General features: G+C 66.5%; 19 protein-coding genes. 9 read left to right on the top strand and 10 right to left on the bottom strand.

What is annotated here, in order from left to right:
• Complete coding sequence (locus tag ABLE92_RS22575) at positions 1–1,194, bottom strand: thiolase family protein (protein ID WP_348807033.1); 1,194 nt, start codon at positions 1,192–1,194, stop codon at positions 1–3.
• Positions 1,195–1,366: 172 nt separating this feature from the next.
• Here ABLE92_RS22575 and ABLE92_RS22570 point away from each other — a divergent pair, with 172 nt between their 5' ends.
• Positions 1,367–1,975: a TetR/AcrR family transcriptional regulator gene (locus ABLE92_RS22570; RefSeq protein WP_348807032.1), complete on the top strand. Its 609-nt coding sequence runs from the start codon at positions 1,367–1,369 to the stop codon at positions 1,973–1,975.
• Between the two features lie 95 nt (positions 1,976–2,070).
• The gene (locus tag ABLE92_RS22565) at positions 2,071–2,955 is read left to right on the top strand and encodes an oxygenase MpaB family protein (RefSeq protein ID WP_348807031.1); all 885 of its coding nucleotides are present in this window, start codon (positions 2,071–2,073) and stop codon (positions 2,953–2,955) included.
• Positions 2,956–3,322: 367 nt separating this feature from the next.
• On the opposite strand, the gene ABLE92_RS22560 is transcribed toward ABLE92_RS22565, so the two are convergent.
• The 3 genes from ABLE92_RS22560 to ABLE92_RS22550 form a co-directional block, all read right to left on the bottom strand.
• Positions 3,323–3,955, bottom strand: a complete 633-nt coding sequence (locus ABLE92_RS22560; RefSeq protein WP_348807030.1) for a TetR/AcrR family transcriptional regulator — start codon at positions 3,953–3,955, stop codon at positions 3,323–3,325.
• A 104-nt stretch (positions 3,956–4,059) separates the two neighbouring features.
• Complete coding sequence (locus ABLE92_RS22555) at positions 4,060–5,676, bottom strand: MFS transporter (RefSeq protein ID WP_348807047.1); 1,617 nt, start codon at positions 5,674–5,676, stop codon at positions 4,060–4,062.
• 273 nt (positions 5,677–5,949) lie between these two features.
• A complete protein-coding gene (locus ABLE92_RS22550) occupies positions 5,950–6,336 on the bottom strand; it encodes a MarR family winged helix-turn-helix transcriptional regulator (protein ID WP_348807046.1) in 387 nt (128 codons plus the stop codon).
• Positions 6,337–6,673: 337 nt separating this feature from the next.
• Here ABLE92_RS22550 and ABLE92_RS22545 point away from each other — a divergent pair, with 337 nt between their 5' ends.
• The 6 genes from ABLE92_RS22545 (at position 6,674) to ABLE92_RS22520 (ending at position 12,091) form a co-directional block, all read left to right on the top strand.
• Positions 6,674–7,780 (top strand): GGDEF domain-containing protein, encoded by a 1,107-nt coding sequence (locus tag ABLE92_RS22545; protein WP_348807029.1) that lies wholly within the window; start codon positions 6,674–6,676, stop codon positions 7,778–7,780.
• 173 nt (positions 7,781–7,953) lie between these two features.
• The gene (locus ABLE92_RS22540; RefSeq protein WP_348807028.1) at positions 7,954–8,670 is read left to right on the top strand and encodes a type 1 glutamine amidotransferase domain-containing protein; all 717 of its coding nucleotides are present in this window, start codon (positions 7,954–7,956) and stop codon (positions 8,668–8,670) included.
• 56 nt (positions 8,671–8,726) lie between these two features.
• The gene (locus ABLE92_RS22535) at positions 8,727–9,779 is read left to right on the top strand and encodes an ABC transporter permease (protein ID WP_348807027.1); all 1,053 of its coding nucleotides are present in this window, start codon (positions 8,727–8,729) and stop codon (positions 9,777–9,779) included.
• Positions 9,776–10,612 (top strand): ABC transporter ATP-binding protein, encoded by an 837-nt coding sequence (locus ABLE92_RS22530; RefSeq protein WP_348807026.1) that lies wholly within the window; start codon positions 9,776–9,778, stop codon positions 10,610–10,612. Before ABLE92_RS22535 ends, ABLE92_RS22530 begins: the two co-directional genes overlap by 4 nt.
• Positions 10,609–11,472, top strand: coding sequence for an ABC transporter ATP-binding protein (locus ABLE92_RS22525; RefSeq protein WP_348807025.1), 864 nt, complete (start codon positions 10,609–10,611; stop codon positions 11,470–11,472). The genes ABLE92_RS22530 and ABLE92_RS22525 overlap by 4 nt, the downstream gene beginning before the upstream one ends.
• Positions 11,473–11,476: 4 nt before the next feature.
• Complete coding sequence (locus tag ABLE92_RS22520) at positions 11,477–12,091, top strand: TetR/AcrR family transcriptional regulator (RefSeq protein WP_348807024.1); 615 nt, start codon at positions 11,477–11,479, stop codon at positions 12,089–12,091.
• An 8-nt stretch (positions 12,092–12,099) separates the two neighbouring features.
• Here the strand turns inward: ABLE92_RS22520 and ABLE92_RS22515 are convergent, their stop codons facing one another.
• Positions 12,100–13,152, bottom strand: a complete 1,053-nt coding sequence (locus ABLE92_RS22515; RefSeq protein ID WP_348807023.1) for a porin PorA family protein — start codon at positions 13,150–13,152, stop codon at positions 12,100–12,102.
• A gap of 175 nt (positions 13,153–13,327) precedes the next feature.
• On the opposite strand from ABLE92_RS22515, the gene ABLE92_RS22510 reads away from it, so the two are divergent.
• Positions 13,328–14,635, top strand: coding sequence for a PucR family transcriptional regulator (locus ABLE92_RS22510; RefSeq protein ID WP_348807022.1), 1,308 nt, complete (start codon positions 13,328–13,330; stop codon positions 14,633–14,635).
• A 29-nt stretch (positions 14,636–14,664) separates the two neighbouring features.
• On the opposite strand, the gene ABLE92_RS22505 is transcribed toward ABLE92_RS22510, so the two are convergent.
• The 5 genes from ABLE92_RS22505 to nthA form a co-directional block, all read right to left on the bottom strand.
• Complete coding sequence (locus ABLE92_RS22505) at positions 14,665–16,086, bottom strand: ABC transporter substrate-binding protein (protein ID WP_348807021.1); 1,422 nt, start codon at positions 16,084–16,086, stop codon at positions 14,665–14,667.
• Positions 16,087–16,115: 29 nt separating this feature from the next.
• The gene (locus ABLE92_RS22500) at positions 16,116–16,472 is read right to left on the bottom strand and encodes an ArsR/SmtB family transcription factor (RefSeq protein ID WP_348807020.1); all 357 of its coding nucleotides are present in this window, start codon (positions 16,470–16,472) and stop codon (positions 16,116–16,118) included.
• An 84-nt stretch (positions 16,473–16,556) separates the two neighbouring features.
• A complete protein-coding gene (locus ABLE92_RS22495; protein ID WP_348807019.1) occupies positions 16,557–17,789 on the bottom strand; it encodes a GTP-binding protein in 1,233 nt (410 codons plus the stop codon).
• 135 nt (positions 17,790–17,924) lie between these two features.
• The gene (nthB, locus tag ABLE92_RS22490) at positions 17,925–18,578 is read right to left on the bottom strand and encodes a nitrile hydratase subunit beta (RefSeq protein ID WP_348807018.1); all 654 of its coding nucleotides are present in this window, start codon (positions 18,576–18,578) and stop codon (positions 17,925–17,927) included.
• A gap of 51 nt (positions 18,579–18,629) precedes the next feature.
• Positions 18,630–19,259: a nitrile hydratase subunit alpha gene (nthA, locus tag ABLE92_RS22485; protein WP_348807017.1), complete on the bottom strand. Its 630-nt coding sequence runs from the start codon at positions 19,257–19,259 to the stop codon at positions 18,630–18,632.
• Positions 19,260–19,330 lie beyond the last annotated feature (71 nt).

Here is a 19,330-nt window from a genome sequence, read left to right as displayed (position 1 = left end):
TCAGATCCGTTCGATGATGGTGGCGTTGGCCATTCCGGCGCCTTCACACATGGTTTGTAGACCATAACGGCCGCCGGTGGTCTCGAGATGATTGACGAGCGTGGAGAGCAGTCGGGTTCCCGACGATCCCAGCGCGTGGCCGAGTGCGATCGCCCCGCCGCGCGGATTGAGCTTGGCCGGGTCTGCACCGAACTCGTGTGCCCACGCCAGCGGTACGGGTGCGAAGGCCTCGTTGACCTCGTAGGCGTCGATGTCGTCGATCGACAGACCCGCCCGGGCAAGCACCTTGTGCGTCGCCGGGATCGGCGCGGTCAGCATGAAGACAGGGTCGTCGCCGGCCACCGAGAAGGAATGGAACCGGGCACGCGGTTTCAGTCCCAGGGTTGAGGCCATGGTGTCGCTCATGATCAACGCGCCGGACGCGCCGTCGGTGAGTGGCGAGGAGCTGCCGGGCGTGATGTGCCAACCGATCTCGGGAAAACGCTGCGCGTACTGCTCGGTGTAGAAGGACGGTTTGAGTCCGGCCAGCCCCTCGGCGGTGGTGGTGGCTCGCACCGTTTCGTCGACGGCGTGGGTCGAGCGGTTGCCGTCGGCGTCGACGACGTCGATCGGCAGGATCTCCCGACCGAAGAAGCCGTCGGCGGCGGCCTGCGCCGCACGCCGATGTGACTGCGCCGCAAAGGCATCGAGAGCCTCACGATCGAGCTTCCACTTCGCGGTGATCAGTTCTGCCGAAATACCCTGGCCGACAAGACCATCAGGGTATCGGGCGGCGATGCTCGGACCGTAGGGACTCTGGCCGGCAGTGGAGAATCCCATCGGCACCCGGCTCATCGATTCGACGCCCGCGGCGATCACGATGTCGTAGGCGCCGGCGATGACGCCCTGCGCGGCGAAGTGCGCGGCCTGCTGACTGGAGCCGCACTGACGGTCGACGGTGGTCGCAGGCACCGACTCCGGGAAGCCCGCGGACAGCAATGCGGTGCGCGAGATGTTCAGCGCCTGCTCACCGGCCTGGCCGACGCATCCGCCGATGACGTCGTCGACGCGGGCGGGGTCGAGGTCATTGCGCTCGACGAGCGCGCGCAGCACGTGCGCGAGCAACTCGACGGGCTTGGTCTCCGACAGGGCGCCACCGGGCTTGCCCTTCCCGGACGCGAGGCGGACGACGTCGACGATGACGGCTTCGGGCATGAGGCGATCCTCCCAGGAGTGACGACTTTGGTGGCCCGATTCCCGCACGGAACCACCGACTGATCGTTCGCTAAGTAGTAACACATAGGTGTGATCCAGATCAATCACAACCGCACAACCAGCCGAAACGGGTGATCCGGGTGGTCCCGTCGATGAACTAGGATCGGCTTCCATGGCCCGCGAGCGCAGATCCACACCGTCGCGGTACGCGCGTGTGCGCTTCCTCGAGGCCGGCCTGACCGTTCTCGCCGAGGACGGGTACGGCGCCCTCAAACTGGCCGCCGTCTGCGCCCGGGCCGACGCCACCACCGGCAGCTTCTACCACGCCTTCGACAACTGGGCCGAGTTCACCTCCGCTCTCATCACCTTCTGGCGGAAGGAGAAGAGCCAGCGCCCGATCGCCGAGGCCCGCAAGGTGGCCGATCCGCGCGCGCGACTCGCGGTCCTGATGGACATCGGCCTGACCCTGCCCCACGACTCCGAGTCGGCCATTCGCGTGTGGGCGGCCCAGGACCCCGAGGTGCGGGCACTTCAGGAGGAGGTCGACCTCGAGCGCCGCGATTTCATCGCCGAGACCTACCGCGATGTGCTCGGCGACGACGCGAAGGCCGAGGTCTACGCCACCATCTCGATGTACCTGCTGGTCGGATACGAGAGCGGCACGCTGCGCTCCTACGACGCCCTCGACCAGGGATTCCATCTCTTCGTCGAGAGCGCGATCGGACCACTCGACGACGCGCCGGCCCCGGAGTCGACGACGCCGTCCGCCACGTCCGACTAGTCGATCACCTCACGACACATCTCCGGTGTGACCTCTTGCACATTAGTGTAAGTCTACTTATAGTCGACGGCACCGGCCCGACGTGAGGAGCGCGTGTGTACACCATCGATCGCAATCTAGGACTCGATCCCGACACCGAGTTCGAGCTCATCTATCGCAACCTGACCACCTTCGAGTTCCCGTGGGACATGAATCAGGCGTTGAGCTTCGCCCTGTTCCGCACCTATGCCGTTCCGAGCATCGGCCGACTTCTCGACGACACCGGCGAGTTCACCGGCCGAGTCCAGAAACGTTACGACGACACCGGTCTTCTCCTGGAAGTTCCTCTACTCGAAGGATTTTCGAGCCCCAACGGTCGCGCCGCGGTCCGCCGGATCAACCAGATGCACCACATGTACGACATCAGCAACGACGACATGCTCTACGTCCTGGCCACCTTCGTCGTCGTCCCCAAACGGTGGATCGACGACTTCGGTTGGCGGCGCATGACTCACGAGGAGGTTCTCGCCTCCGTGCGCTACTACCGCACACTCGGCAAGCACATGGCGATCACCGGAATCCCGGACACCTACGAGCAGTTCGCCCGGCTGATGGACGAATACGAAGCGAAGCATTTCGCCTACGACGCGGGCGCCCGGCGGGTCGCCGACTCGACGATGCGCCTGATGCAGACCTTCTATCCGAAACCACTGGCCCCCGCGATCGACATCTTCAGCCGATCGGTGATGGACGAACCGCTGCTCGCCGCATTCCACTATCGCCGGCCGGGTCGGATCGCACGCGCGGCGTCGGTGGCGGGATTGCGGGCCCGGGCACGTGTGGTGGCCGCCCTGCCGTCGCGCCGCAAGCCCCGACTGGTGCGCGACATGCCACGAATCCGCAGCTACCCCAACGGCTTCGACATCGAGAAGCTCGGCACGTTCGCCCCCGGCTGCCCGGTGCACCACACGGCCGAGAAGCCGGTCGCGTCGGCGGGATAGGGCCTCTCACCCGATCGGCGGAACCCACCCGCCGGTCGAACCGACCCCATACGCCGGTCGAGCCGCTGCGAGCCCCAAGGGCGAGCAGCGAGTCGAGACCCCGTGCGATGCGCTGGAAAGCGTTGCGAGCGTTCCAGCCTCACCTGGCGGAGGCCTCGATACGGCTCGTCGCTAGCGCTCCTCACCTACTCGACCAGCGGGAAAGCACGGCCCCCAGCGGGGGTAGGGCTCCTCACCTACTCGACCAGCGGGAAAGCGCGGCCCCCAGCGGGGGTAGGGCCCCTCACCTACTCGACCAGCGGGAAACGCGGCCCCCAGCGGGGGGTAGGCCTCACGCACCCGACCAGCGCGGAATCCCCGCGAAAGGTCAAGCAAGATCCGAGAATTCGACGGCCGCCAAGGCGATGTGCACATAGTCGCGGGCCGTCTCGGCCGGGGTCCGGGGACCGTCGGGGCGGTACCAGCCGGCGATTCCCTGACACATCGACAGGATCGCGCGACGCGCCGAGTCGGGCACCCTGGTGGCGAAAACACCGGCGCGGCAACCATCTTCGATCGCCTCACGCAGCTGCTGATCGATGGTGTCGCGATGTTCGCGATACCACCGACTGTTGTCTTCGGTGAGTGAACGGTGCTCCGAGTCGAGGAAGGCCAGATCGCGATAGTTGGCCATGTACAACGCGATCGCCTCCACCATCGCCGACAGCCGCCGGACCGGGTCGGTCCCGGCCTCGACGAGTGCGGCGTCCACGTGGGCGCTCACGGTGGCCATGGCGTGATCGAACAACGCGACGAGGATGGCCTGCTTGTTGTCGTAGTGGTAGTACAGCGCGGGGACGGTCACCCCCACCGCCGCGGCGATCGTCCGGACGCTGGTCGCGTCGTAGCCGTGCTCGACGATCTCGGTGAGCGCGACGTCGAGGATCTTCGGGAGGTTCAGCGGCGGGTAGTGCCGCCAGTCATCGAAGGCGGGCGCCACGGCCGCCACGGCGTCGCTCATCGCACCTCCCCGCGTCATCGACTGCTGGGGAGTTGCACTCGCAACTCCCACCTGCGCGGAATGCATTGTACGCAGGTGGGAGTTGAGCGTGCGGGAGGCGAGGGTCAGCGTGCGGGCGCTCCGACAGGCACGTTCGCGACGCCGATCTCGGCGACCTCGTCAACACCGCCGATCTCGCCGACCTCGTCAACGCCGGCGTCCACGGAGATCTCGTCGATCTGCTCCTCGAGGGCGCTGGTCATCTTCAGGGCGACCTCCTTGATGAACAGCACCGCGACCAGGCTGATCGCCGCCATCACGGCCGACACCAGGAAGATCCGGGCGGTGCCGTCGCCGTAGGCGCCGCGCACGATCTCGGCGATCGGGCCGGGCAGTTCGTTCAGGTTGGACAGTCCGGCTGTCCCGCCGCCGGTTCCCGCGCTGATGCCGAGTGCGCCCAGCCCCTTCGCGATCAGATCGGTGACGTGGTTGGACAGCACCGCACCGAGGACCGACACACCCGCGGCACCTCCGAGTGAGCGGAAGAAGGTGATGGTCGAGGTGGCCGCACCCAGTTCGGTGGGCTTGACGTTGTTCTGCACGGCCAGCACCAGGTTCTGCATGCTCATCCCCATGCCGACGCCGAGCACGAACAGGTAGGCACCGACGAGCACCATGTCGGTGTGCGCTCCGATGGTCGACAGCAGACCGAATCCGACGGTCATCAGCGCGGCACCGGCGACGATGAAGCCCTTCCAGCGACCGAAGCGGGTGATCAACGTGCCCGACACGGTTGCCGACACCATCGATCCGACGATCATCGGCAGCATCAGCAGACCGGCGATGGTCGGCGAGTAGCCGCGGGCGATCTGGAAGTACTGACCGAGGAAGACCGCACTGCCGAACAGCGCGACGCCGACGGCGATGCTGGCGACGGTCGCCAGTGCGATGGTGCGGTCGCGGAACAGGCGCAGCGGGATGATCGGGTCCTTGGCCTTCGACTCGACGAACACGGCCACCGCGAGCAGGATCGCACCGAGCGCGACCAGACCGAACGACATGCCGGAAACCCAGTCGAAGTTCTTGCCGGCCAGGGTGACCCAGATCAGCAGCGTGCTGACGCCGGCGGCGATCAGCGCGGCTCCGGTGTAGTCGATGGTGACGTCGCGCCGGATCACCGGCAGGTTCAGCGTCCGCTGGATCACCAGCAGGGCGATCACCGCGAGCGGGACGCACACGTAGAAGGTCCAGCGCCAGCCGAGCCAGCTGGTGTCGACGATGACTCCGCCGATCAGTGGGCCGGCGACGGTGGCCAGCGACATCACCGCGGCGATCGGACCCTGGTAGCGGCCACGTTCACGCGGGCTGAACATCGACGCGATCACGATCACGACCAGCGCCTGCAGACCACCCAGGCCCAGACCCTGGACCACACGGAAACCGATGAGCATGCCCACCGATTGCGACAGTCCGGCCAGGACCGAGCCGATGACGAAGACCGTCAACGCCGCCTGGACCAGCAGTTTCTTGCTGATCAGGTCGGACAGCTTGCCCCACAGCGGGGTGGTGGCCGTCGACGCCAGCAAGGTGGCGGTGACGACCCAGGTGTACTGATCCTGCGTGCCGTGCAGATCGGTGATGATCGTCGGCAGCGCGTTGGACACGATGGTCGATGACAGGAATGCGACGAACATTCCCAGCAGCAGCCCGACGAGCGCTTCGAGGCGCTGACGGTGCGTCATCGGCGACGACGCCTCGGCGACGTGTGAGTCGCTCTGCGACACAGTCGAACTCATGCGAAAACCTCCCTGGAATTCGGTCAGTTCCCTCCACCGCGTGGGTGCAGGAAGAAGAGTGAGTGCGCGCGGCGACGACGCCGGCGCAACGGGTGAACCCGGTCGGGCACACCAATTAGTTGAGTAGTGCAACTTTATACCCGATAGATGCAACATGCAACTATCTGTCGCTATTCCCCGCCTCGTCGAGCCGGGGCACCGAATCGGCGAGCGGCGTCGTCAGTCGCTACTGGTCTCGAGACGCCGAAGCAGTTCGGTGAGAGTGCGGATGTCGTCCGGGTCCCATTTCGACAGACGCGCCCGCCACTCGGCCACCGCCGACGCGACGACGGCGTCGACACGCTGCCGGCCGACCTCGGTCAGCGAGACGACGCGGGCCCGGGCATCATCGGGATCGGGATGACGCTCCACCAAACCCAGTCGCACCACGGCATCGACCTGCCGCGTGACCGTCGACTTGTCGAGCTCCAGGGCCGCCACCAGCTGCGACATCGGCAAGGAATCGTGCCGCGCGAGAATCGTGAACAGCGGATACGACGACGGATCGAGCGCCGGGTCGATCGCATGAGCACGCAGCCGGGCCCGACCGCGCCCCTGACGCCACATGTCGGCCAGCGCGTCCTCCAACCGCGTGATCGGGTCCGCCGCCGTCCGCACGGATTCGGCTGCTCCCGACTCGCGATCGATACCGTCGCCACTCACGGGAAACAGACTAGCCATGCACGTGCCGGCGTCATCCGTCGGCGACGCCCGACACCCGCTTGAGTACACTTCACTATGGGAAATACCCTTCGATGACACTGTCCGGGGCCGGTTGTCAGATGTGCGCTGGGGAGGGCTGCACATGTGGATACGCAGTTCTGTCACCTCTGAATCGTCGGGCGGCGCCGCCGTACCGTCACCCGCACCTGAACCCGAGGGGGTCGACCGCGAGCACGCGTTCTTGCACGCGCGCCACGCACTGCAGAGTGCGGGCGGCCGCGAGACCACGGTCCGCTACGGAATCGCCGCACTCACCTTGATGTTCGGCGTGCTGGGTGCGGTGAGCATGTTCACGCCGGACGGTTCGGCGGGGTCACCGCCGCGCATGATCGCCATGGCGATCATCGCCACGTCGACCGTGCCGTTCGCCGTGCTCGTCAGCCAGATGAGCCTGGCCACGGCATGGTGGAGCAAGACCGGGCGACTTCGTGGCATGAACAACAGTTTCGCCATCTACGCCGACGTCGGTCTGGCGTCAGCGCTCGCGACATTTCAGAGTCCCGTCCTCGTCCTCGCCGCCTCGTCGCTGTTCGGCGTCGTCGGCGGGTATGTCGCGAATTTCGTGCACCTGCGCATCGTCATCGTCCACATGGTGTTCAGCACCACCACCATCGTCACCACGGCAGCCTTCGCGGTGGCACAGGGTGTCGGTGTCGCCACCGCGGGCTACCTCGCGCTGGTGGCGCTCACCTCGGCCAACGGCCTGGTGCTACTGCTGCGCAACTACTCGCTGTCCTTCAAGCGCGCGCTGCAGATCCAACTCGACTACACGACCACCGATCCGCTGACCGGCGTCCTCAACCGGCGCGGATTCACCGCCGCGATGGCGGGTGTGGCCGCGCGGCCCGGCCGACCGTTCGCGGTGGTGATGATCGACATCGACCACTACAAGTCGATCAACGACCGCTACGGCCACGCGGTCGGTGACGCCGTACTCACCCGGCTCGCGCAGCGCATCCGATCGACCGCCGGACCCGACGCCGTCGTCGGCCGCCTCGGCGGGGACGAGTTCGCCATCGCCGCCCAACTGGGTCACGACGCGCTGGAGCGGATGGCCCGCCGCCTCAGTGTTCCGGCCTCGGGTCTGGTGGGCGGACGCATCGTGACGATGAGCGTCGGCGCCGTCTGCGTCGATCCGCTTCCTCCGATCCCGCGCGGTGAAGCGGATTCCTTCCTCGCGGAGTACCTCAACCAGGCCGACACCGCTCTGCTCTCGGCCAAACACGCCGGCCGCAACACCTACGTCGTCGTCACCGCCGATACCGAGCAGGCCTCGGAGACCGCGTGAGGGCGCCGAAGGGCTGACTCGGCGCGCACTGGCGTGTAACCGATCAGGAAGTGGTTGGTGCACAGTTCTTTTGGTGTCGACCGCGGTTCGCGGCCATCCTCGGTGAATCCGATCGTGGTTACGGTGGACCTACCGGCCGCACAACGCGGCGATCACGAACCCAGGAGGATGCAATGACGGGCACCGTGCTGTTCATCATGACCGGCGCCGACCACTGGACACTCAACGACGGCAGTCGGCACGCGACCGGGTTCTGGGCCGAGGAGGCGGTCGCGCCCCTCGAGGTGCTGCGCGCGGCGGGTTATCGCGTCACCGTGGCCACACCCGGTGGTGTGCGGCCACCGGTCGACGAGGCCAGCCTCGACGCCGGCGCCGTCGGTTCCGCCGAGAAGGCCGATCATCTGCGCGAGGTGATCGCAACGGCCACCGAATTCCAGTGCCCGATCGCGCTGTCCGACGTTGATCTCGCCGACTACGACGCCATCTTCGTGCCCGGCGGCCACGGCCCGATGGAGGATCTCGCCGTCGATCCCGGTGCCGGCGCGGTCCTGACGGCCGCCGACCGGGCGGGCACACCGCTGGCCATTGTCTGCCACGGCCCGGCAATCCTGCTCTCGGCCACCGCCGACGACGGGACCAACGTCTTCGCCGGACGGACCGTCACCGGCTTCAGCGACGCCGAGGAGGAACAGGGAGGACTTGCCGACAAGGCACCGTGGCTGCTGCAGGATCGACTCACCGAGGCCGGTCTGCACGTCACGGTCGGTGCGCCGTGGTCGGTGCACCTCGAGTCCGACGGCAACCTGCTGACCGGGCAGAATCCGGCATCCTCCGAACCGCTCGCGCACGCCCTGCTCGGTCGGATGGAGACGCCCGGCGACAACCGCTGACCGACCAATATTCATCAACTGATGACTTTTGTGGGCGTGGGGCCTACTCTCGAGCCATGCGCGCAATGATCCTCAAAGAGTTCCGTGAACTCCGGCGTGATCCGCGAACGCTGGCCATGCTGATCGCACTGCCACTGTTGCTGCTGATCGTCTTCGGTTATGCCGCAAACTTTTTCGTCGGCTCGACGGAAGCGGCGGTCGTCGGACCGCAGGCCCGACAGGCCGCCGCGGCGTTGCCTGCCTACTTCGACGTCACCGTCATCGAACCCGGCGACAATCGTCAGGATGCGGTGAACCTGTTGAAGGAGAACAAGGTTGACGTCGCCCTCGTCACCGGCCAGACCCCCACCCTGGCCTTGGTCGACGGTTCCAACCTGTTCTCGGCCCAGTCCACCGTGGCGGTCCTCAACAAGGCCGGCGCCGCCGTCACGACCGACGTCCTGTTCAACCCCGGCCTGAAGACGTCGTGGGTGATGGTGCCCGCGCTGATCGGCCTGATCCTCACCTTCATCGGCACCATCGTCACCAGCATCGGTTTGGTGCGTGAACGCGAAGCAGGAACCCTGGAACAGTTGGCGGTGATGCCGATCAAACCCAGTCAGGTGATCCTGGGCAAGATCGCCCCGTACTTCCTGCTCGCCGCGATCGACATGGCCATCGTGACCCTGCTGGGCATGTGGCTGTTCGGAGTGCCGTTCAACGGCAACGTCTTCGCGTTCATCCTCGGCAGTGGCATCTTCCTGTTCGTCGTCCTCGGCCTCGGCGTGTTCATATCGACGGTGTCGCAGACCACCGGGCAGGCCATCCAGACCGCATTCATGTTCATGATGCCGCAGATCTTGTTGTCGGGCATGATCTTTCCGCTTGATGCGATGGCAGCGGGAGTGCGCTGGATCGGCTACCTCCTGCCGTTGACGTACTTCAACATGATCGCACAGGGAATCATGCTGCGCGGCGCGCCGATCACCTCACTCTGGCTACCGTTCCTGGTGCTGGCGGTGATGGCGGTCATCGTGTTCACCGGTGCGACGTTGCGGTTCCGGCGTGACCTCGCCCCCAACGCTCCGAAGACCCGCCCGGCCGACTCCCCGGCCGAGGATGCCTCATGATCGCCTCTGCCACATCGGTTTCCGTGCAGTTCGGCGACACCGTCGCCCTCGACGGGGTGAGCGTCGAACTGCGCCCCGGGACGGTGGTCGCGGTGGTCGGCGGCGACGGCGCCGGCAAGACCACGCTGCTGCGCACGTTCGCCCGGGAGGTCATCCCCGCGTCCGGGAGGGTGCTCGCCCCGGACAAGGCCACCATGGGCTTTCTGCCGGCGGGACCGGGCAGTTGGAGTGCGCTGACCGTCCGGCAGAACCTCGATTTCGTCGGCGGCATCTACGGTTTGACCGGCACTGCGCTGACCGAACGCCGCGAGGAGATGATCACCCGCGCCGGGCTCGGTGTCGCCGCCGATCGCCCCGCCTCGGCACTGTCCGGCGGAATGCGCCGCAAACTCGCCGCGTCGATGGCGATGATCCACCGGCCGCAGCTGATCATCCTCGACGAACCCAGCACCGGGGTCGACCCGGTGAGCCGAATCGACCTGTGGCGGATGATCTCCGAGAGCGCTGCCGACGGCGCCGCGGTCATCATGTCGACCACCTACCTCGACGAGGCCGAACGCGCCGGGGAACTCCTCGTCCTCGACGGTGGCCGCACCCTCGCGCAGGGTTCGTATGACGATGTGCGCGCCGGGTTCGCCGGCACCGTCACCACCGCACCGCAGCCCGCGCGACGGGAATGGTCGTGGCGGCGTGGGCACGATCGTCACGAATACTGGCCGCCCGGAACGACACCCACCGACCCCGGGCAGCGGACCACCATCACACCGGACCTCGAGGACATCGTCATCTCCCTGTCGCTGGAACGACAACTACCGTCCGGGGCGAGCACATGAGCGAGCACCCCGTCATCCGTGCCACCGCGGTGACCAAGAGATTCGGTGACTTCACCGCCGTCGATGCCGTCACCATGGACGTCCGGCCCGGTGAGGTCGTCGGGCTCCTCGGCGCCAATGGGGCCGGCAAGACCACCCTGATCCGCATCCTGCTCGGCCTGCTCCGCCCCTCAGCGGGCAACGCCACCCTGTTCGACGGTCCACCCGACCGCAAGCGCCGCGCCCGATTGGGTTATGTCCCACAGAATCTCGGCTTGTACCGGGATCTGACCGTGGCCGAGAACCTCGACTTCTCCACCGGCGCGTACGGCGTGCCGACACCCACGCTGCCCGATGACCTCCGATCCCACGCGGGCACCCTGGTCGGCGACCTTCCGTTGGGCGCGCAACGACGCATCGCCTTCCTCGTCGCGCTCGCCCACTCTCCCGACGCCCTGGTGCTCGACGAGCCGACCTCCGGCGTGGATGCGCTGTCCCGGGCCCGGCTGTGGGACACCATCCGCGGTGAATCCGACAAGGGCACCGGCGTTCTCGTCACCACGCACTACATGGAGGAGGCGCAGGAATGCGACCGGCTGCTGCTGATGTCGGCAGGCGGACTCGTCGCACACGGCAGCGAGACCGACATCATCGGTGACACCCGCGCGATGTCGGTGACCACCGACGACTGGCAGCAGGCGTTCGCTGCCCTCAACTCGGCCAACGTTCCGGTCATCCTGTCCGGCAGGGCGATTCGTGTCGCCGACACCGACCCGGATGACCTCCACCGAATCCTCGATCAGGCGGGAATCGCCGCCACCATCACACCCGTTCCGGCCACCATCGAGGAGAAGATGCTGGTTCTCGCCCGGAACGCCTGACGCCATGAGCACACGATCACGAGGCCGACCACGTGTGGATTCCGCGCGGCCGGAGACGCGAACGGCGATCCTGACCGCGGCCCGCGAGATCTTCGCCGAGCGAGGTTTCGAACGAACCACCATGCGCGCCATCGCCTCTCGCGCCGGTGTCGATGCCGCATTGATCCACCACTACTTCGGCACCAAGGACACCCTGACCGTCGAGGCGCTGCGCCCGGACATCGATCCGGCCGCCGTCTTCCGCGGGCTCACCGTCGACACCCCGGGCCTGGGCACCGTATTCGTGACGCGGGTACTGACCGTCTGGGAGAACGACGTCCCGCAACGCGAACGAGGTACCGCACTGCTGCGCATCGCCGTCACCCATGATCCGGTGGCCGAACGGATGCGCACCTTCTTCTTCGGACTGGCCCGACACGTGCTCGGCGACATGGCCGCCGACGACGACCGAGACCTCCGGATCGCGTTGATCGCCAGTCACATTCTCGGCATCCTGATGATGCGCTACGTGCTCCGCCTCCCGGAGATCGCCGACGCCGACATCGCCACGCTGGCCGGACGGGTCGGACCGGTGATCGAGCAGTACCTGACGGGACCGCCCGGATCACCGGTCGAGTGACCGCACGTTCAGTCGTTCACCAGTTCCTTTGTGGCCGAGGCGGTCGTGTCATCGGTGGCGTCGTCGGCGGGCTTCCGGCTGCGCAGTACGCCGATCGCGATGGCGATCACCCCGAGTACCAGCAGGACCAGCGGCACGACCACCGACAGCAGCGTCAGCTTCTGCGCGGCCGACTCGGCCTTGGTCACCGCAGCGGCCACGCTGTCGGGGGTCAGGTTCGCCTTCACCGCGAGCACCGGCAGCAGCGGAACCGCTTGACCGTTCACCATGACGGTGGCCAGGATCTGTTGGTCGATCGAGGAATTCAGCGGTGCACCCGTCGTCGCATCGGCATCGAGGACGATCTTCGACGACGCGGTGTAGGCGAGCGGCACGGTGTCCGGCAGGGTCGGCAGCGCGGCGGAGATCGCCTGCCCCTGCTCGGCAGGCAACGTGGCGACGAGACCGGCGATCAACGCCTTGGGCAGGGCCGGCGGAAGCGACTTCAGCGTGTCCTGATTCTGCAGTGCCCCTGAGGCATTCACCTCGTATCGGAGGACGTCACGATCGTTGACGGTTCCCTCACCGAGGTACGTCAGCGGCGCCGCGGCCTGCAGATCGGGCACGTAGAAGCTGTAGTTCTGCGGCTTCGGGTGCAGCGGCAGCGTGAAGATCAGTCCTGATGCCGCGGTGGCGCCGCTACCACTGGGCGGCTGGTCGGTCGCCTCCATCGTGGTCCGATCGATGGCGTAGGTGATCGACGACGGCTTCTGGAGGCCACCCGGTCCCTTCAGCAGGGAACTCCGCTCGGTGATGGCCAGGCCCTCCTGCTCGCCGGTGACCTGCACTCGTTGATCCAGGGTGATCGGGACGTCCTTCGCGACGGCGTTCGCGAGGTCGCCGGAGGCCATCGCGGCCGAGTTGAGCATCGTCGCGGTGCCCGAGTAGGTGGCCGTCGTGTCGACATCGGTGGGCAACTTACTCAGCGCCGGGGTGATGGCGAACCGCGTGACCGCGGACAACACGAGCAGAAGTAACCCGATGACGATGAGAACAACCGAGGATCGGCGAAGTCCTGACATGAACACTCTCCAGGTGATGAAGGAACTGACCAGCCGACTTCACCAGAGTGGGCTGGGTCACATCCAGGCTGTCGGCACATCGTGTGGCACCGCATAACGGACACCCCGCCGGAGTGGGCCGCGTCACATCCGCGCGGTACGGTCATCGCATCAGCGACGAAAGACGGGTGATCGCATGACGCGGTTCGCAGCATCCGGAGGTGCGCCGACAGCCGAGTCGGCGGCAGCCAGGCCTGGTCGAACGGGGCTGACGGGATCGGCGGGGCTGCGTGTCGCCGAGGCCACCTCCCTGACCCCGGCGCCCCCGGAGCTGCTCCGCCATGCCGCACGTCTGGCCACGAGCCACCTGTCCTCGCTCGCCGACAGGGCACTGGCCCGCATCCGCGCCGAGGTTCCGCACTACGGCACCCTGATCGACGGTTCCCGCGACTTCGAGTCGGCGATCTACACGACGGTCGAGGTCGCGGTGTGGTCGCTGGCCGATCCCGACCGCAGCACCGATTCGGCACGACATGCCTGGGACATCGGACGCCGGCACGCTCGGGCCGGCATCCCGCTGCCCGTGGTGTCGCAGGGTTTCCGGATCGGCGCCGCGGTGGTGTGGGACCGACTGGTGGAGCTGATCTCGGCCGAACATCCCGACCTCATGCCGGTCCTGGCACGATGCGCCAACGAGTACTGGCAGTTCTGTGAACGGGACCAGCGACTGATGATGGAGTCCTACCGACTGATCGTCGACGGCGACGTGGCCCACATCGAACGGAAGCTCTTACCGGTTCTGCGTATGCTGCTGCGTGGCCATGCCGACAGCGTCGACTGCGAGAGCGCGGCCGTCGCGCTCGACGTTCCCCATGACGGACGATACGTCGTCGCCCGAATCTCGGACCGGCGCAACGATTTCAGTGTCAACGACGGTTTCGGTGTCGACGACGGCCCGATCCGCGACGAGGTCGGCGAGATGACCATCTTCCGCTGTCGTCAGAGACACGGCATGACGCTGGTGGTCCACCTCGGCGACCGATCTCACGACGAGGCGAAAGCCGCGCTGGCCAAACGTTTTCCGAACACCGCAGTCGGAATGAGCCCCGTGGTGTGCGGCCTGTCGGCACTCGGTCAGGCCAACCAGCACGCCGATCTCGCCGAACGTATCGGCGCGGGCCACACCGGCATGACCGTGCTGTCCGACCGCATTCCCGAAGCACTCCTGCTGGCTCGTCCCGATCTGGCGTCGGTTCATCTCAGCGAGGTACTCGGCCCCGTCCTCGACCTCGACGCCACCGAGCGGGACACCCTGCTGCACACCATGCAGACCCTGGACGTCGGCGGGTCCACCGCCCAGGCCGCCAAAGCCCTGTTCTGCCATAACAACACGGTGCTCAATCGTCTGCGGCGGTTCGAACGCCTCACCGGACGTCACCTCGAGTCGCCCGGGGATCTCGTGGACGTGGCGCTGGCGTTGTGCGCGTTTCGGTTGCGGGGGTGAGGGTTGGGCGAAGCCCCCACGGCACCTGTTCACCCGTCGTCGCGATACCCGATGGCGACGATCTGTCCGTCGACCACCTCACCGAGGTAGATCGGCGGGGTGATGAGGCGGCGGGCACCGTCGCGTCCGGTCACCGATCCCGACTCGACGACGGCGAGAAAGTCCGCGGTCGTCGGTGCGTCGTCGCCCCGCCGGGACGATCGGGCGTAGGCAATGATGGCCTCGTAGGTGGTCTCGGTGAGGGAACTGGCCGGCGGCACAAGCGGACCGGCGCGTTCCCGGTATCGCCGGATGAGTGATCGGTTGGCGTCGCTGTCGAGACTTTCGAAGTAGGCGAATGCGGTGTGCAACCCGGCGGCCGCCTCGTCGCCGATGAGTTGCAGGCTTGCCTCGTCCAGCACCAGTGCGAATGTTCTTGTCGCACGGTGGAGTTCGCTCTTCCAGAAGGAACGTTGGAACGCCACCTCGTCGTGGCCGACGAGGGTGGTGAGCACGAGCTCGGCACGCGAGAGGCGAATCCGGTCGATCACCTTCTCGAAATCGGTGGTCCCGAGGTCGACGAATGCCTCCCCCACCACCGAGCCGCCGGTTTCCGACACCACCCGACGGGCCGACATGTGCGCCCCGAACGACCACGAATAGCGTTGTCCGACAAAGAACCAGCGTGACGCCCCGGTGTCGGACATGAGGTGCGGAACACCCACCCGGAGTTGACCCATCGGACGTTCACCGAGCCGGATCACGTTCTCGCGGTTCGCACCTCCCTCGTTCAGGACTGTGTGGATCAGCAGCACACCGGTGCCTTGCAGGGCATTGGCCACCGCATTGAACGTCGCCGACGTCACGCATGCGAACACCGCCCGGCAGCCCTCGCGGACCAGACGCAACGCCTCTGCGACCCCCGACCATGATCGGGAGGCGTCGTCGCCGACACGGAGTTCGACCCGTTTGCCTCCGATGCCGCCGTCGTCATTGATCTCGTCGACCGCCATCTCGGCCAGGGTCTGCGTGGCCTGGGCGAACACCGCGGCGGAACCGGACTTGCTGAGAAGAAGACCGATCCGGTGCACGGACGGATGCGGCGGTGACGGAGGATCGAATCCGCGGCGGCGCACCAGCCAGTCGATGCCGTCATGGTCGACCTCGGATGCGAGCGTGACGCGGGTACCGTCACCCTCCCGATGGAAGCGGATCGTCAACCGTCCCGGCCAGGGTTGCTGGTGCACGATCACGACCCGTTGCGCGGGCCGGATCGACATGACACGTCCGAGGAGGGTGATGTCGGACTGGTCGGTGGCGTCCGAGCGCATGGGCAGGGGGATCGCAATGGCAGCACCCACTGCGAGTTCGGCACACTCCGCCCCGAGGAGGCGCCCGTCGGCGAACATCTGGAAGGCACGGGCGGGGTGGACGCCGACGTAGGTCTGGGCGGTTACCGAGACCGTCGACATCGATCCACCTCTGTCGGTCCGGTGACCGGTCAGGCGGTCCGGCCCGACGCAGACGAGTCGTCGGCGTCGGGCAGTTCACCGGCCGTCGACTCCGGTGCCGTGGCGAGCGCACCGTTGAGCAGACTCTGCAAGAACTCGAGCGCATCGCGGGCCGGTCCGGACGGGTCGATGGAGAAGTAGCGGTGCCGACCCTCGCGGCGCTCCACCACCATGCCGGACAGTCGCAGCGCCTTCAGGTGCGTCGAGACGGTGGTCCGTCCCACGGAGGTGATGCGATCGCTGATGAATCCGGCGCTGCACTCACCGTTTTCGGCAAGGACGTCGAGGATCTGGCGACGTACCTGGTCGGCCAGGACGGCGAATGCCGACTCCTCGTTGTCCTGCACCTTCAACCTCCACGATCAGGCGGGCTGTCGCGTTCTCCATCGAACTCTTCTGTGTACTCTAACGGGTCGCCCACGGACGGCGGATCACACTGCCGCCCGACCGGTCTGCGCGACCGGGCTGATCACCGCATCGCCGTGCCCGGCACCGAGCGGGTCGGGCCACGTGCTCCACACGTCGGGACCCAGTCTGATCTCGTCCATGGTCAGCAGGCATTCATCGAGCCGCTCGACCAGCAGTCTCTTGTCGATGTCCTGTCCGATGAAGACCAACTCCTGGCGGCAATCACCAGCCGGCTCCTCCCATTTGTCGAGGATGCCTTTCCGGCGGTAGTCGTCGGTCGGCCACGCGACCTCGGGGAGGAACCGCCACCATCTGCCGACGTAGCCGTGCCGGATTCGGTGCCCGGCCTGGGAGATGCTTCCGATCTCGGAGAATCGCGCCGCATTCCAGAAGTACCCTTTGGCGCGCAACAGATTCCCGTTGTCCCATTCCGTGACGAGAAAGTCGTGGAGCCGTTGCGGATGGAACGGCGAACGCTGGCGATAGACCACGGAACCGATTCCGTACTCCTCGGTTTCGGGCGTGTGCTGACCTTCGAGTTCCTGCAGCCAGCCCGGTGCGGTCGCCGCCTTCTCGAGGGAGAACAGGCCGGTGTCCATGATGGCGTCGAGCGGGGCGTCACCATGCATCATCGTCAGGACGTCCGCGGAGGCGTTGAGCGTTCGCAACACACCGACGACCTCGGCGAGCTGACGTTCGTCGATGAGATCGGTCTTGCTGATGAGAATGACGTCGGCGAACTCGATCTGGTCGACGAGGAGGTCGGCGATGCCGCGCTGATCTTCGGGAGCGTCGGCGGTGACCGCCCCTCCCGTCCGGTAGTCGTGCAGAAAGCTGCTGCCGTCCACGACGGTCACCATCGTGTCGAGGCGTGCGATGTCGGCGAGCGCCCCGCCGGCAGGGTCGATGAAGGTGAAAGTCTCTGCGACGGGCAGGGGTTCGGAGATTCCGGATGATTCGATGAGAAGGTAGTCGAAGCGTCCCGCGGCGGCGAGCACACTGATCTCGGCGAGCAGGTCGGCCCGCAGCGTGCAGCAGATGCAGCCGTTGGTCATCTCGACCAGACGTTCCTCCGATCGACTCAGGGTGACCTCCCGTTCGATCTCGGCACCGTCGATGTTGACCTCGCTCATGTCGTTGACGATGACGGCGACCCGACGGTTGTCGCGGTTACGCAGGATCTGGTTGAGGAGTGTGGTCTTACCGGCGCCGAGGAAGCCGGACAGGACTGTCACCGGAAGTCTGTTGTCGGTCATGGGTTCATCGACCTCTCGTGATGCAGGGCTGGCTCATTGACGAGTCGAGGATCAGGCGGAAGGGAAAGGGCTGCGCGGGTGGCGGATACCTCGATGGCACGCTTCCGGGGGTATCCGCCACCCATTGCGGGTCTGTCAGGCGGCGGGCTCGAGGTATCCCTCGAAGAGATCGACCATGACGCTGGCTGCGTCGGTGTCGTCACCGAAGAGTTCCTCGCCGGTGAATTCGACGTGGTAGGTCGGTTCGGCTCCGCCGTCGGTGCGGCCATGGCCGATCGCGTCGGGGAACGGCCACTTGTCGGCGGTGCGGTGCCGGACGATGCCGGTGCGACCGCGGCAGAAGGCCGGCATGCGGATGTGCCCGGCGAAGTATTCGTCCCGGACGCGGACCGTGTCACCGACGTTGTACACGTGGTTGTCGGTGCGGGCGGGGCGACCCTGCGACGTGGCCGGCAGCGACAGCGGGAATGGTCCGCCCGCAAAGGATTCGAGTTCCTCCTGGGTCAGGACCCCGGTCTCGACCATCAGTGTCGCGACCCCGATGGCGTAACGCTCGTAGTAGGGCGTGACCAGGTAGTGAACGGGCGCGATGCGTTCGACGACGTGGCGCACCTCGTCGACGCTGAACTTGCCGAGTTCGGCGACGCCGAGGAAGAAGAGGCTGTAGGGCAGGTGTTCCCAGTCGGCGTGGAAGGTCTCCGGGCTCGGCAACCCGTGGTCGTATTCGTTGATCGTGTGGTCGACCGGGCCGAAGCCCTGTTTGCCGCCCAGATCGTGCACTCCATCCATGATGGTGTCCTTTCTGATGTTTCGGATCTGATCGTTTGGAGGTGGGAGGTGTCAGGGCACCGTGGGCAGGGCCACGCCGATCAGGCAATCCTTGGTGACGATCGCCTGGAGCTGTTCGGCGGTCCAGCCCTCCGTGCCCGCCGGGCGCATCGGCAGGACGAGATAACGGGTTTCGGCCGTGGTGTCGACGACGCGGATCTTCATGTCGTCGGGCAGGGTGGTACCCAGCTCGGCGAGAACGGTGCGTGGCTCGCGGACCACGCGGGCACGATACTCGAAGCTCTTGTACCAGGTCGGCGGCAGACCGAGGATCGGCCAGGCGGTGCAGGAACACAGGGAGCACACGATGACGTTCTTGAGGTCGGGTGTGTCCTCGAGCGCCACGATGTACTCGCCCTGCGGGCCGAGCCAGCCGTACTGGGCGACGGCGGCGGTTCCGTCGGTGAGCAGCAGTTCGCGGAACTCCGGGTCGGTCCACGCGCGCGCCACCAGCTCTGCGCCTTTGCGTGGAGTGAAGTCCTCTTCGAAGGTCTTCTTCCAGGTTTCCACATACCCTTCGGGGACAAGACCTTTGGACTTCAGCGCCTCGTAGAGCGCCCAGGCCCGATCGCCGGCCGGCGCCTGCTCGGGCACTCCGGGGGCGTGGGTGACCGCTGGGCTGTGATCGATCGTTGTGGACATGGTGGACCTTTCCTTGTTGGGCTGAACTGTTATGGCGAAATGTGGGCTGTGCCGAGAAATGTGGGCTGCGA

Origin of the sequence: Gordonia oleivorans (assembly GCF_040044975.1) — a bacterium.
GTDB lineage: Bacteria > Actinomycetota > Actinomycetes > Mycobacteriales > Mycobacteriaceae > Gordonia > Gordonia oleivorans.
This window is presented reverse-complemented; position numbering and strand designations above follow the sequence as displayed.